This is a genomic window from Bacteroidota bacterium (assembly GCA_016718825.1).
GTDB lineage: Bacteria > Bacteroidota > Bacteroidia > J057 > JADKCL01 > JADKCL01.
Genome location: JADKCL010000068.1, coordinates 1 through 13,509, shown reverse-complemented (window position 1 = coordinate 13,509; position 13,509 = coordinate 1). Strand labels below are relative to the sequence as shown.

At 51.4% G+C, this 13,509-nt stretch carries 16 protein-coding genes and 1 pseudogene; 6 read left to right on the top strand and 11 right to left on the bottom strand.

All coding sequences use genetic code 11. The annotated features are described in order from the left end of the window. The first annotated feature begins 8 nt into the window (after positions 1–8). Together IPN95_31115 and IPN95_31110 are read left to right on the top strand one after the other, a co-directional pair. Positions 9–1,430 carry an RNA methyltransferase gene (locus IPN95_31115; protein ID MBK9453766.1) on the top strand — a complete coding sequence of 474 codons (1,422 nt, stop codon included), beginning with the start codon at positions 9–11 and terminating at the stop codon, positions 1,428–1,430. 12 nt (positions 1,431–1,442) lie between these two features. Then, positions 1,443–2,018: a hypothetical protein gene (locus IPN95_31110; protein ID MBK9453765.1), complete on the top strand. Its 576-nt coding sequence runs from the start codon at positions 1,443–1,445 to the stop codon at positions 2,016–2,018. A gap of 19 nt (positions 2,019–2,037) precedes the next feature. Here the strand turns inward: IPN95_31110 and IPN95_31105 are convergent, their stop codons facing one another. The 3 genes from IPN95_31105 to IPN95_31095 all read right to left on the bottom strand — a co-directional run bounded on the left by IPN95_31105 (position 2,038) and on the right by IPN95_31095 (position 3,818). Next, positions 2,038–2,619 carry a YdeI/OmpD-associated family protein gene (locus IPN95_31105; protein MBK9453764.1) on the bottom strand — a complete coding sequence of 194 codons (582 nt, stop codon included), beginning with the start codon at positions 2,617–2,619 and terminating at the stop codon, positions 2,038–2,040. Positions 2,620–2,640: 21 nt separating this feature from the next. Beyond that, positions 2,641–3,354, bottom strand: coding sequence for a class I SAM-dependent methyltransferase (locus IPN95_31100; protein MBK9453763.1), 714 nt, complete (start codon positions 3,352–3,354; stop codon positions 2,641–2,643). A gap of 104 nt (positions 3,355–3,458) precedes the next feature. Continuing rightward, the gene (locus IPN95_31095) at positions 3,459–3,818 is read right to left on the bottom strand and encodes a hypothetical protein (protein MBK9453762.1); all 360 of its coding nucleotides are present in this window, start codon (positions 3,816–3,818) and stop codon (positions 3,459–3,461) included. Positions 3,819–3,965: 147 nt separating this feature from the next. Here IPN95_31095 and IPN95_31090 point away from each other — a divergent pair, with 147 nt between their 5' ends. Beyond that, positions 3,966–5,126, top strand: a complete 1,161-nt coding sequence (locus IPN95_31090; GenBank protein MBK9453761.1) for a hypothetical protein — start codon at positions 3,966–3,968, stop codon at positions 5,124–5,126. Here the strand turns inward: IPN95_31090 and IPN95_31085 are convergent. The 5 genes from IPN95_31085 to IPN95_31065 form a co-directional block, all read right to left on the bottom strand. Continuing rightward, positions 5,115–5,726, bottom strand: coding sequence for a hypothetical protein (locus IPN95_31085; protein MBK9453760.1), 612 nt, complete (start codon positions 5,724–5,726; stop codon positions 5,115–5,117). The two genes, IPN95_31090 and IPN95_31085, sit on opposite strands and share 12 nt — an antisense overlap. A 52-nt stretch (positions 5,727–5,778) precedes the next feature. Further along, a complete protein-coding gene (locus IPN95_31080) occupies positions 5,779–6,897 on the bottom strand; it encodes a T9SS type A sorting domain-containing protein (protein MBK9453759.1) in 1,119 nt (372 codons plus the stop codon). A gap of 20 nt (positions 6,898–6,917) precedes the next feature. Continuing rightward, the gene (locus IPN95_31075) at positions 6,918–7,364 is read right to left on the bottom strand and encodes a GNAT family N-acetyltransferase (protein MBK9453758.1); all 447 of its coding nucleotides are present in this window, start codon (positions 7,362–7,364) and stop codon (positions 6,918–6,920) included. A 93-nt stretch (positions 7,365–7,457) separates the two neighbouring features. Next, positions 7,458–8,186, bottom strand: a complete 729-nt coding sequence (locus tag IPN95_31070) for a hypothetical protein (protein MBK9453757.1) — start codon at positions 8,184–8,186, stop codon at positions 7,458–7,460. Beyond that, positions 8,176–10,350, bottom strand: coding sequence for a TonB-dependent receptor (locus IPN95_31065; protein MBK9453756.1), 2,175 nt, complete (start codon positions 10,348–10,350; stop codon positions 8,176–8,178). Before IPN95_31065 ends, IPN95_31070 begins: the two co-directional genes overlap by 11 nt. 214 nt (positions 10,351–10,564) lie before the next feature. Here IPN95_31065 and IPN95_31060 point away from each other — a divergent pair, with 214 nt between their 5' ends. Continuing rightward, on the top strand, positions 10,565–11,110 hold the full coding sequence (locus IPN95_31060) for a hypothetical protein (protein MBK9453755.1): 546 nt from the start codon (positions 10,565–10,567) through the stop codon (positions 11,108–11,110). Here IPN95_31060 and IPN95_31055 read toward each other — a convergent pair. Continuing rightward, positions 11,083–11,385, bottom strand: coding sequence for a hypothetical protein (locus IPN95_31055; protein ID MBK9453754.1), 303 nt, complete (start codon positions 11,383–11,385; stop codon positions 11,083–11,085). The genes IPN95_31060 and IPN95_31055 overlap by 28 nt on opposite strands. Before the next feature lie 145 nt (positions 11,386–11,530). Next, positions 11,531–12,390: pseudogene (locus tag IPN95_31050) on the bottom strand (aldehyde dehydrogenase family protein). Between the two features lie 35 nt (positions 12,391–12,425). Between IPN95_31050 and IPN95_31045 the strand changes: the two are divergent. Together IPN95_31045 and IPN95_31040 are read left to right on the top strand one after the other, a co-directional pair. After that, positions 12,426–12,674: a hypothetical protein gene (locus tag IPN95_31045; protein MBK9453753.1), complete on the top strand. Its 249-nt coding sequence runs from the start codon at positions 12,426–12,428 to the stop codon at positions 12,672–12,674. A 205-nt stretch (positions 12,675–12,879) separates the two neighbouring features. Next, positions 12,880–13,065, top strand: coding sequence for a hypothetical protein (locus IPN95_31040; GenBank protein ID MBK9453752.1), 186 nt, complete (start codon positions 12,880–12,882; stop codon positions 13,063–13,065). Between the two features lie 121 nt (positions 13,066–13,186). Here IPN95_31040 and IPN95_31035 read toward each other — a convergent pair. Then, a partial coding sequence (locus IPN95_31035) for an aldehyde dehydrogenase family protein (protein ID MBK9453751.1) occupies positions 13,187–13,509 on the bottom strand: 323 nt, incomplete at its 5' end.

Here is a 13,509-nt window from a genome sequence, read left to right as displayed (position 1 = left end):
GTTTTCCCATGCCCCTACCCCTTCCCTCCTATTTTGTCGAACGCATGAAGCAACAGCTGGGTGCTGAATTTGAGGCCTTTATCGAGGCTTTGAATGGTACGCCCCCCACTTCGTTGCGTCTGAATCCCGCCAAGGCGGGGGCTTCGTTTGAGGGAACAAGTCCGATTCCTTGGGCCAAGGATGGTCTTTATCTCGACGAAAGGCCGTCTTTTTTCAAGGACCCGCTGATCTATGCCGGGGCATTTTATGTGCAGGAGGCGAGTTCGATGCTGATCGGTGCGGCAGCGGATTTTTCCAAGGACCTGCGGATTCTCGACCTCTGTGCCGCGCCCGGCGGGAAAAGTACTTTGCTCGCTGCGAATATGTCAGCCGCTAGCACGCTGGTTTCCAACGAGATCGTGCGCAACCGGGCACAGATTCTCGAGGAAAATCTCAGCCGTTGGGGCAATCCGAATGTTTTGGTCACCTGCAATCATCCGCGGGATTTTGCGGGCATTCACAATGCCTTTGACCTGATCGTGATCGACGCGCCATGTTCGGGCGAAGGCATGTTTCGCAAGGACCCCAAGGTCATCGGCCATTGGTCGCCCAAAATGGTGCAGGAATGCGCCAACCGGCAACGCGAGATTCTTGAATACGTCATGGATGCCCTCGCGCCCGGCGGACGGCTGATTTACAGCACCTGCACATACAATCCGACGGAAAATGAAGCGGTGATTCAGTGGCTGCTCAATGAAGTCCCAGGGATGTTCCGGATCGTGCCTTTGGGGCTTCCTGCCGAATGGGGTCTCACGCCGGGTACCACGGAAGGTTATTCCCCCGAAATGCGTCATACCTACCATTGTTATCCGCACAAGGTCAAAGGCGAAGGGTTTTTCTTGGCCTGTCTGGAGAAAATGGCCCCCGGCAAACAACAAGTTGCTCCACCGGCCAACAGTAAAAAAGCGAAAAAGCAGCATGCCGCCGCACGCGAGCGCGAAGGATTGGTGGCGGCCACCCGCAAACAAAAAGAGTACCTTGGATCATGGCTCGATCAGCCCGAAAACTACGCGTTTTACCTCCTTGGAGAAACCGCTTTTGCGATTCCAATTGAGCACGAAGACGTACTCACGAGCGCCGCAGGCCAACTGAATACCATCAAAATCGGTATCAAACTCGGCGAATTCAAGCGCGACAACCTCGTGCCCGACCACGACCTCGCCATGAGTGAATGCCAAAGCAAGGACATTCCGACATCGGATTTGGACCTTGAGCAAGCCCTTCGCTTCCTGAAACGTACGGAATTGCACCAAGACCATCCCGGCTGGATCGGCTGGGGAATTGTGCGCTACAAAGGTCGCAACTTGGGATGGATCAAGGCCTTACAAGGGCGCATCAACAACCACTTTCCCAAGGAAATGCGCATTCGCTCGGATTTGGGACTGGATTGATGCCATTTATTTTTGAATCGTATTATCTTTGAATACCGCCAAGGTCAACAGGACAATGGCTCTCCCTACATGATTGAAAAATCGACATTGATGAAAAAGTCACCCTGGATACTTGCATTTGCTTTCGGTTTGATAGCCAACTTTCTGGTTGCACAAGGCAATGCCGGTCTTGACGATTTTGGAAAGAATTTCGTGCAGGCAATTGCAGAGAAAAGTCAAACTGCACTTGAACCCTTGATGATCAGCGAGGAAGCAGCGCGGGCGACGATGGCGGCAACCGGACTCGACACCGCGGAACAACGACTGGAAATCGAAAGGTTCAATGCGGCAATGCCCAAAATGAAAGCCAATTTTGACCGGGCGTATGCAGCGTTGATGGAAGGCTTGCAAAAGGAAGATTTGTCGAAAATCAAATTTGTGAGCATCAAAAAACAGGATGAATCCGAAACGCAGTTGGTCGAAAAATCTGACCTCTTGGTTCGTTTCAAAATCAAACGCAAGGAATTTGTCCTGGACATCGACGACTGCGTCAACACCGTTCAGGGATGGCGGTTCACGGCGAAATTCCATTTGGAGACTGCAGAATAGCCGGGTTGTCGCAGTTCGGCTACTCTTCCGGTTTCCTTCGCAGGGAAGGAATCTTGCGATTGGCTTCTGAACATTCGATCAAAATGGCCAATCGCTTTTCCTGTGTCGCCACTTGTTTAGCGCTCATCACCCACCACATCGCAGGCTTTTTGTAGCTGGGAATCATCCGGTTAAAATTCGCCCAAGCATCTGCATTCGCCTGAAATTGAGCCTCGTACTGCGGACTCAGTCCATGACTCTGCTGCTCAAATGAATAGACTTCGCACTTCTCCGGATTTCGTTCCTCCCAAACCTTCCTCCCGGCGTCCGTCAACAATCCCATCTCGTCCAATTCGACGATGCGTTTGAGATTTACCGAACTCCAGATGCTGTTTTTTCTTCTGGGGGTGAAGCGAATGCTGTAGCGGTTGGCGTCGACGGACCTGCGTACACCATCGATCCACCCGAAGCAAAGCGCCTGATCGACCGACTGTGGCCAATCGATACTCTGAATCTTGCTGCCTTTTTTGTAGTAGCCGACCACAAGTTCCTTTGCATGCAAATGATTGGCCAAAAACCAATTGCGAAAGTCCTCCGGGGTTGCGAAATACGTGGGTTCCATTCTTTTTTCTGGGTAAAGGGATCAGTTTGGCTTGCTCCCAACCAATCCCGAGGCACAGCCATAAAAATACGCTTGATGTTCTACTTGCAAACCATGTTCCCGGAAAATTCTGGCAAATTTCTCGGCATTGCCAAACCGTTCGCTGTAAATGCCCAACATGCGGTAATTTTCCGGATTGCCAATGAACAACCATCCCAAGACCGGAATGACCCGCTTCAGATAGAAGAAATACGGCCATCGCAGCAGCTTGTTATTCGGCACTGAGACATCCATGAAGCTCAATTTCCCGCCCGGTTTCAACATGCGATAGACTTCTTTGGCGAAGGAATGAATTTGGGCTTCGGAAAATGTCTTCATGCCAAACCCCGAAATCACGCGGTCCACGGATTGATTGGGGATGCTGTTTTCAAAAAGGTCTTCTTGAAGTATCTGAATATCCGCTCCGGGAAATTTCTGTTGGTAGGCGCGTGCAAAGCGCAGCATCCCTTCAGAAAAATCGAGTGCAATGAGCTTCCCCTGAGGACCGACTTGTTTCAGAATCGGCTTCCAACATTCGCCCATGCCGGTGAGCAAATCGGCGACAACCTGTCCTTCCTGCAGTTTCGCCTGCTCGACCAATTGCCTTCGCCAGCGCGCACTGAATCCGAAGGATGTGATATAGTTCATCCTTTCGTAGGAGCCGCTCATTTCGTCAAAAAGCTCCTCGACAAATTTGGGGTCATAAATATCTTGCATTACTTCAGATCTCATTCGGAACCAATTTGGCAAATTCTAACGGAACGACATGAAAAAAGGCCGCCCCATTCAGGGCAGCCTTTTTCTTTTCCGATCCCGCAGGATTAGTTTTTGCAGAGGAACCACCACAAAGCCACATGCACGGGCTTCGGATTGGAAACACCCAATGCACGCGAAACATCGCTCAAGGTTGCGATGGAGCTGTTGCTGCTGTTGCGAATGGTATTTCCATCAACTTTCAACACGGTTGAATTGCTGCTGTTGCGAATGGTCACACCATCGCTGTCGACGCGGCCGACGGAGCTGTTGCTGCTGTTGCGGATGGTTACCCCATCGCTGTCGATTCGCCCGATGGACGAATTGCTGGAATTGCGAAGCGTACGGCCATCGCTGTCCATTTTACACTGAGCAAATCCGACAAATGCTGCAAGCATCAACGCGACTGACAAGACTACTTTTTTCATGTTTTTGACTTTGTTAGAGATTTTGACACTACGAATGTAATCCCCTTTCTGAAAGCAAACAAACTTGGTTGTCAACAGCTTCTTTGTTTTTTGGCTGCTCAGGAAAATGGATGCTGTTTTTTGTATTTTGCAGTGTTTTTCATCCCCATGTCAGAAAAGAAAAAGAAACGGCCCCTGCATCATCGGCTTGCCTACAACTACTTTTTAAAGTTGCAGGCCGACAAACCATTTCCCGAGGATGCCCACCATATCCTCAACGAAAAGGAGCTTGCATGGATGGCACGGGTACGCCGCACAACCTTGCTGACCGCAGGTGCCTACGGCGCCTTTTTTGTCCTGATCTACTACGTCCCCATCTATATCTGGCCGGAATGGTGGAAAACATTGGTGCTACCTTGGGAACTGCCCTTGCTCGGCAAATTCAATTGGGGGAAGCAGCTTTGGAGTATCATTTTGGTGCTCATGGAATTGTTTTTCCTGACCCGACTCAACATCTGGGCTGTGGCCGACACCGCCAATGCGTGCGGATTTCCCGATCGCCGCGATCCCAACTACGACTTGCATGTAGAGCAGCTGTTTACCGTGGGGCTGGAAAGCAAAAACAAAGAGACGCTGCAGTTTGGGATTGACCCCTACGAAGACACTCCGCGGTTTTATCTGTTAATTTTCACTTTGTGGAACTTGTTTCGGGCGACGTTGGCGAGTTTTCTCCTTCGGTTTGTGGTCGTGAAGGCCTTTGTTCGCAATGAAGCGCGTCAATATGCCAGCGTGGTGGGCGATTCGGCGGGAATTCCGCTGTTTTTTGTCTGGAATGCCTGGGCTTCATGGAAGGTGATCCGCGCTGCGGAGGTCTATATCATGGCGCCGGGCTTAATCCAACAACTCTGCAAGGAGGTGGATTCCCTTTATGAGGACCGCAACTTCCGGCAGAACATTTTTGATGCCATGCAGTACGTGGTGACGGTGAAACGCAGCTTTCATCACAACCATTATCTTTTGGTCAAGCGGTTGGTAGAAGTATTTGACCTCAAGCACTTTAAGGATATGGAATCAGATCGGATGGCCTTCTTGAAAAAAATCAAGGACAGCGAGCCTGAGATCAAATCCGCGTATTCCAAGTTGATCGTCATGGGGATGATCATCGACGGAGGCATTTCCCGACGGGAGAAAAAAGCGTTGCAATACCTCTGGGATGAAGGTATTATCAGCTTCAATCCCGAACAGGCAAGCCAATGGTGTCAAGACTTCCGCAAGGGACGCGGTCTTGATTCGCTGGTCTACATGAAACCAACAATCTCAAGGAAGTGACCAAATTTCCCCGTTGAGTTTTTGGTAACGCAACACACCTTGTTGTGTGCTGTACCAAACAATGTGGGCTTGGGATGAATCGGCATTTGACCGATGCAATTCAATGACATTCAAATAGTTTTGATTGCCGACAACCAAAGAATTGTGCGAAATGGCGCCGGAGGATGTCCCCGTTTTGAGTGCGCCCAAAGAATCAAGGTCAGCCGAAAAACAAGCCGATTCAATACAAACCGTCAAGCGCGATCCAGCACCTTCGCTTTCCTTCCCCATCTGCTGCAAGGAGACCGTTAATGCATTTGCGGTAAGATTTTGGTTCATACCCACTTGCAGTTTGTCCATGGTTTCCAAGGCGCTGCACTCGTTTTCTCGTTCCTCGACGGGCGCGATGCCGCGGGTCATCACCGCATAAGTAAGCTGATTACCAACGGAGTCCAGCATCACAAAGCTATCACCAATGGCATACGGCACGTATCCTTGGGCCCTGCTTGACAGTTCGTAGACATAGTTCTTGTCTGCCTCGGGACCGCAGTCGTCGCATCCTGTCCAAAGGATTGACAAAGCAATGATTGCCAAGAAGTAAGATGCAATTGTTTTCTTCATAAACGGAATATCGCAATCAATCTGGAGGAATGCAAAAACGGCCAGAAGTATCTTATTCTTTGATCCACAAGACTGCTTTTGATTCGGTAACAGAGCGAATACGAAGAATGTAGCAGCCTTTGGCAAATTCCGCAACGTTGATGTCGGCTTCCGTTTCAAACTCCCAATTGCCGAGCAACTGCCCAGCGAGATTGGAGAGTTCACAATGCAAGTTTTCTCCTTGCGCACCCCGTACACGCAGGCGATCCCGGCCTGGATTTGGGAAAACCGTGACCTGGAAACTTTGGGCTTCCGCTACCGCAACAAATCCGGGAGGGCCGACATAGACGATCAGGTAATTTCCATTCGCAACTTTCAATGCGCTCGGGTCCCCTCCCACCAAATTGGTGGTTTGATAGGGTGCCCAACCCGTGCCGTCCAGGGTCGAACGGTACCAAATATTGGGTCCGCTGCCGTAGAAGCGCATTTGTGTCGCATTTTCCAGCATCAGGTTTCCGGTCCAATTGTGGGTTGCATCGCTGGAAATGTGGCCGACATTACTGAAATTCAGGCCATTGGACGCTGTGCAATGGTATGCACCGTCTTGTGGAGCCCCTGCGGGGGCGGTGTAATGCCAAATACCATTAAAAATTGCGACAGCAGGATCAATCAATTTTTCGTGCAGCCGATCATATCTCGGCCCCGGTTCGAAGGCGTAATTCAAACCATCGGTACTCACTGCAGAATAACAGTTGATCGTGCTGTCAAGTCCCATTTGAGGAATCCCTTCGCTGCTGGAAAAGAAGATACGGATACTGTCCGTGCCGGGAATGGCGACCAAAGTGGGATCAAACGGCCGCTGGTAGTTGCCGGGCAAGCCGTTGACCACTATGGGCGTGGGTGCCGTCCATGACAAACCTGCATCGTAGGAATATTTCACAGCAACACGGTCCCACGACGGAGAACCCATGGGTTGGCGGAACCATTGAAAGGCACATATCAGGGTATCGCCTTTCCATCTTATCACCGAGGGTACGCCGGAGGAATCCTGAAACATGGTAGGCGGTGAAAAGACAAGCCCGTCGCTCGACGTCGCGATCAACAGCGGATTTTCCCATGGCGGATTCCCCTGTGCCAACACCGAACAGGCTGTGGCAACGATTCCCAAAATCAAAATGGTGATCTTTTTCATCTCTTTTGAAAAGTGTATATTCAGCCTCCAGCGTGGAAAATGCGTTTTTCGAAGACTTTCTGCTGTTTCTTTTCTTCGAATCCATTTTTCAAATAAAACCCATGGGCACGGTTGCGCATGACATTCGACCGGACGACCAATCGCTCAAATCCGTTCTCCTTTCCAAAATCCGTCACCAATGCCAGCATTTTGCCTCCGACGCCGCGGCTGCGCTGCGTTTCATCGACGACAAAACCCGTGATCTCCAGAAATCGCCCGCTCTCCAAGCGGGCCATCGCGGTCGCCTGCATCCACGCGACCACTTGCCCATTCGATTCGGCCACCCACAGCCAATCCGTACTCGAAGTCAGCATTTCGGAGAGTCGCATTTGCATCTCCTCCTTCGTCACAGGATAACCAAACTGCCCCGAAAGCCTTGCGACTTCCGCGGCGTCTTGCATTTCTATCGGCCGAAGGATGATTTCCATTCCTCAATTTGCTCAAGGAAAACGAGAAACAAAAATGGGAGCCCAAGGACCCCCATTTTTGCAATGACATTCAGTTGGGAAACCCCAAACGGATCATTCATTCTTCTTTTTCTTCTCTTTTTTGCCTTTTGGCTCCTCCTGAATCGGCTCCTCATCCGTCTTATTGCATTCGGAGATGAAATAATCGTTGGGTTCGGATCCCCAATGCGGGATCAAAACGGAGCCCTTATTTTCCTTGGCAAACAAAGGTTTGGCTTGCTCGAAGAATGGCAAAGCAACCTTCTTCCCGCCGCCAAACATCTCCGGTGTATAAAACAAGGACGTGCCTTTGAGATAATAAATCCGTGGGTTGTCAGCATTGAGTGCTTTGGCCTTCTCCAAATTTTCGGAAAATAGTGCGCCATACTTCTGCCAACGGTTTTGCCCATCGACCGCCAAACGCGCATTGGCGACCATGGCGGCTACCACAAAGGTCTCCGAGTTATTGGCACCCAATTCGATCGCTTTGGCAACGTATACATCCGCCTCATCGAGCAGCATGTCACGTTGTGCGGCTTCCTTGACGACGTAGGAAACGGTTGCCTTTGCAAATGCTGCGTAATAGTTGGCCGCCCATTCCTCCGGATATTGCCCCACTGCCAAGTCGAACTGCGCCATGGTACCCATGAGTTCGTTCAGGGGCTTTTCCATCCCGAGGTTGGGGAGATTTTTTGCAATGGTCTCTTCCAGCGTTTGAGCCTTGGCAGCAAAAAAACCAAAGGCCATCAGGGCAATCAAAAGGGTGAATTTCAAGTTGATCTTCTTCATGTAATTACAATTCATCTTTATTGAATTTGGACAAGGAGAAATTGGCTCCTACGAATACAGAGCGGTACAAGGGTGGCAAAATCGGATAACGTTCCAATCCAGTTGACGAGTAACGATAGCCCAATACGTTCTTTTGGTTCAATACGTTGTCCAGACCTCCATAAAACACAGCAAAAATCTTCTTGAGCGAGCGCAAATGTGCCACGCTCAAAGACACGTTGTGGAAATCGGGCGCATTGTCAGACAAGAATGAAGTTGCCAGCGGATCGTAATAAGGTCTGCCGCTTGCGTAATTGTAGCTGACGTTGATGCTGATCTGCGGCTTGTTCCACCAATATTTCGTGATCACATTGAGGTTGTGGGTCGAGACGAAATCCGGGGTGGCCTGCTCGGGATAATTTTGGTATTGACGCTCGGTGTCAATGAAGCTGTAAGAAATCCAATAATCAAAGTTTTTGATGGACTTCCGGTCGCGCCAGAATACGTCGATGCCGCGTGCGTAGCCGCTGCCGCCATTGTCCACTTGGCCGTAGTAAAAGCGGAATTGATTGGGCGAATAGGGAATTCCATTCTCCAAAATCAGGTTGTTGTAGAGCTTCCAATAGGCTTCGACGCGAATCGTGCGGTCATCGCGCATCCATTGGTAGTTGAGCAGGCTGTGAATGCTGTGTTGAAAGTCCGGGCGATAGCCGAAAAGCAGGTAATTGGGTTGCGGAGCTTGGTAAAAATAGCCTCCTGCCATCGAAATCTGGCTGTTCGCGCCCGTTTTCACAGCCAACGAAGCTCTTGGCGCGACATTGCCTTTGGCAAGCAATTGGCTGTATTCCGCGCGGACACCTGCTTTGAATCCAAGCCAACTTTTGGGTTTCCATTGTGCTTCGAAATAACCGGCCGGGATAAATTCGTCGAATCCACCCAAGAGCGTATCAAAGCGTTGGGTGTACCGATACCGCTGCAAATCGGTCCCGAGCAAGAAACTGAGGCGGGCTTTGGGGAGCCAAAGCAGTTCGCCACGCGCTTGCGTGCGGTTGTCTGCGCGCTGCGAGGGGAAAGTGCCCCATTCGATGTCGTCGGTATTGTCGCTGTAAGCCACTGCGGTGAAGACTTTCCACGTCGGACGGAGCCAATAGGAGAAGCTGGCATTGAAAAAGGTGTATTCGTTTTTGATCAAGAAATTGATCTTTTCGCCGGGCGATGCCGGATCGGGAATTTCAATGCCGACTTTGCTGAAGGTCTGATTGAAATTCATCTTGAAAATGCCCTTGTCTCCGCCGACCTTGCTCACCCATCGACCGGAAAATCCAGCGCCTGTTGGTGGCGCATAAAAATCGACATTCGCAGCGGCAAGCAGGAAAAACGGTGCCACGTTGGTGTAATTCGCAGCAAATTCAACCGCGCTGTTTTCAAACTTTTTGGCACCGGAGAAATAAACGCCCGCCATGTTCAAGCCGAAATTGATGGTGCTTTCGTCGGGCATGTCATTGGTTTGCAAATCCAACACCGAAGACATTGCTTGGCCGTAGCGCACACTGTATCCACCTGAGCTGAAGGCCGTTCCCTTAAACTGAAATGGGCTGAATCGGCTTCTTGCACCCACGCCAGGCACTGCGGGGCCGAATGCATTTTGGGCAATTGTCCCATCCACGATCACGGCTGTTTCGCTCACATCACCGCCACGCACCATGAGTCCGGTTTGGTCGCCACCGTTGCGCTGCACGCCGGGAAGGGTTTGGATCGCGCCGGCGATATCGCCTTGGCTACCTGCAGTCGTCACAATGTCAAGCGGCTTGAGGACGGCCACATTGCTTTCGTTGCTCGCCTCAATCATGCCGGCTGTGATGACCACATCGTTGATGGTGCTCTCGACCTCCTTCATTTTGAGGTTCAGGTTGCTGGCATCCGCCCCCGCAGCGACCGGAAAATTGAGGGTCGTGTAGCCCAGGTAAGAAACGACGAGGGTGTCGGGACCGTTGCCCTTGGACTTGAGGTTAAATTTTCCCAGCGTATCGGTGACTGTACCCACCGTGGTACTTTTGATCATCACGCGGGCGTAGGCGATGCCTTTGCCCTTTTCGTCCTTGACGGTGCCGGAGATTGGGCGCTGGGCGAATAAATGTCCTGACAGTGTCATCAGAATGACCAACCAAACCCACTGGAAACCGATAATTTTGATTTTCATTTTGACTCCTTCCTGCAACTAGATTGTCTCTCGACGCGGCAAAATTCGCAAAATTCTCGAGTTCCAATTTAATTTGAAATCATGTGATTGCGGATGGCATTTGGCCCAAGGCATTCCGTGGTAAGTATCCTATCGTTTCTCCCAAGTCTTGGCGCCTGTTGGTGGACGAAGGAGATTTTCTTTGCAAATTGCCTATTCAACTACAATTGCAGCCATGATTGGAAAACTCCTTCAAGCGATCATCAACCTCTGGATTGCCACAACGGGAAGGCGGATTGACCTGTCGAAGATGGGCTGGCTCGATGGTCCGACCGCAGACAATCATTTGGTGGGCGAGAATTTCTACAAGGACTATGCCGCAAAGGAGGGCTTACAAGTCACAGAAAATGATCCTTCGATTGGCCTTTTGCAGGACTTTCGCATCCTTCTGGACCCTGCTGATCCAAAGTCACAACTGCTGAATCCCAAAATAGCGGAGTTTTATGAGCATACCGGCCAATACAAATTGGAGGTTTGGTCGCAATGGTACAGCTTCATACGACCCTTTGCACGTTTGCTCATCCAACTTGTCAGCACACGGATGAATCAACTCAACATTCCATTGGAACCACTGGAAACAAGTCGCGGCATGGGAAGCGAAATCATCCGGCTCAGAGACCAAAACGAGGCCAACCAGTTGACTTGCTGGCTTCGCAAAACGCTCAAAACGAACCGCGTAGTTTATGCGGGATTCTATCCGCCTGCTTTATCCCAGAATTGAACCGCCATTTTGTAAGGGTTGTTTTTCCACTCCCCAAAGGCAATGTCACCGTCATCTTGCGCCTGGATATGCAAGCAGATGGTTCCATCCAACTCGTATCGCACGGCAAAAGATTGGCGAACCCGGTTATTATCGACTCCGAAAATCAAAATCAGGGTCGATCCGGCAAAATACATCTCTCTCAAGGGGGTGATCCAAGTGACCGAAGACCCATTGGTGCAACCACGATCATATTTTCTCATTGGGGCATCAAATTTCTCCATCTCCACTAACATTCTGGACAATTGAGTTGTTGAAACAGCAAGTTTATCCCGCTATCTGGCAAAGCCTTCCAATAGCCCCCGTAGCGTCATCGGCGCTCACAACGCATTGCGGGTAGCGCCGAAGACGCAAACCCTCCCTCGAACTGTTTCCTCGAACTCAAACTCCCACGGGGTGCCAAGTTGTCTTGACTTCCTGTGCCTCGGCGATGAGGTAAGGGCTTTGTGCGGCATCGGCAAACCAATCCTCGGTTTTGTTCACGAGGATGCGCTTGACGTTGTTGGTTGCATTTTTCTGAAGGGTGGCGATCATCGCGGTGTCTTTGCCGGCATAGACCATTCCATTGACATCCATGTGGGTCGAGAAATGGTCTTTCAGTTCGGATTGGAGGCCCGTTAGGATGTTGACGACCCCGCCGGGCACGTCGCTGCTGTTGATGACCTCCGCGAATGTGATCGCGGTGAGCGGGAATTGCTCGGAAGCCAAGACAATGACCGTGTTGCCACCCGCAATCAGCGGCGCTACCACGGAAACGAGTCCGAGCAAACCATGTTCCTTCGGCGCAAACACCGAAATCACGCCCATCGCCTCCTGCATCGAGAAGTCAAAATGGCTCGACGAGACGGCATTCACCGAACTGAAAATCTGCTGGTACTTGTCGCACCATCCGGCGTAGTAGACCATGCGGTCGATGGCTGCGGAAACTTCGTTTTCTGCCGCAGCGAAGGTCAAGCCTTGGTCCACGAGTTCGGCGGTGAACTGCGCCCTGCGGCCTTCCATCATCTCGGCGATGCGGTAGAGGATCTGCCCGCGGTTGAAATGGGCGCGGTTGGCCCAACCATTGAAGGCATTGCGGGCAACGACGACGGCATTGCGGAAATCCTTGCGTGAGCCACGGCAATAGTTGGCAATGAGTTCGCCGGCGGCATTCTTGGAAAGCCGATGTAGCGTCCGGATTCGGTGCGGGAAAGCCTCCGCCGATGTAGAAGCTTGTAGGTCTTTTGGACGTTCAAGCGCACGTATCTTCGGCGGGGCGGTAGCGGCTTTGGCTTCCTTGCCGTTGCTTGGAGCGGGCGGGGTCAAGGGCTTGGCTGCCGCAACGGGTTGTGTCGTCGCCTTGGCGATCGGCGGGGCCTTGGGCGTAGCCTTGGCGACCGTTTCGGCCTTGGCCGATGTCTTTGCAACAGGTGGTGCAACGGGCTTCTTGCCGTTGTTTTTGCTGCCTTCCGCTGGTGTTTTTGTCTTTGCCATTGTATTCTGTATCAATACGATGCTTTCGCAATACTCACTTCTGAATCATTGAATTAGATCAAAACCGCACATAGGCCCCCAGCCCGTGCAGTCCGCCTTCCTGCCGAAGCCGCTTTCCCTTAGCGCCAAAGGGTGATGCGGATCGAATTTGTTGTACGTATTCGCCCAGATCACCCGGCCCGCAGCTTGCTGCTGACTTGGGAAATCTTGGAGCCCTTGTCCGGTCCAAACCGGCGCTAAGGCCGTAGCTCGTATTGTTGGCCTTTTCGATCACCTCTTCGACGGTACGGAATCGGACTGCCCAAGACGGGACCAATCTCCTCTTGCACGATGCGGTGGCTCTGCGACGCATTCAAAACAACGTCGGACGGCACCAAAAGCTTTCCGGCAACGAACAGGCATTCTGGAACATTTCTGCGCCTTCCTTGCCCGATTTGATGTAATCCTGGATCGTTTGAGCTGACTTCCAGAATTAATCGCGCCGACGTCCCGTGTTTTCATCCAGCGGATCGCCCACGATCAGGGTTTTCATTCTGTCTTTGAGCTTTCGGATGACCCGTGTCGCTACCCCTCCTGCACAAACAGACGCGAACCCGCGCAGCAGACGACTTGGTGGAAATAGATGCCATTGATGATGCCTTCGACAGCTTGATCCAGCGGTGCGTCTTCGAAAATGATATTCTCAGCCTGCAGCAACTCCGAGGTCACCTTTTGTTGGTCCGGCGGTCGCCCTTTGGATGATCTTGCCGACGTCGGTCGAACCTGTAAACGCGATTTTATCCACGTCAGGGGATGGACCACTAAGTTCGGCACCCGTCGCGCCAAACCTGTGATGATGTTCACGACTCCGGGAGGCAAATCCGCTTCCTGAATCAATTCTGCCAACT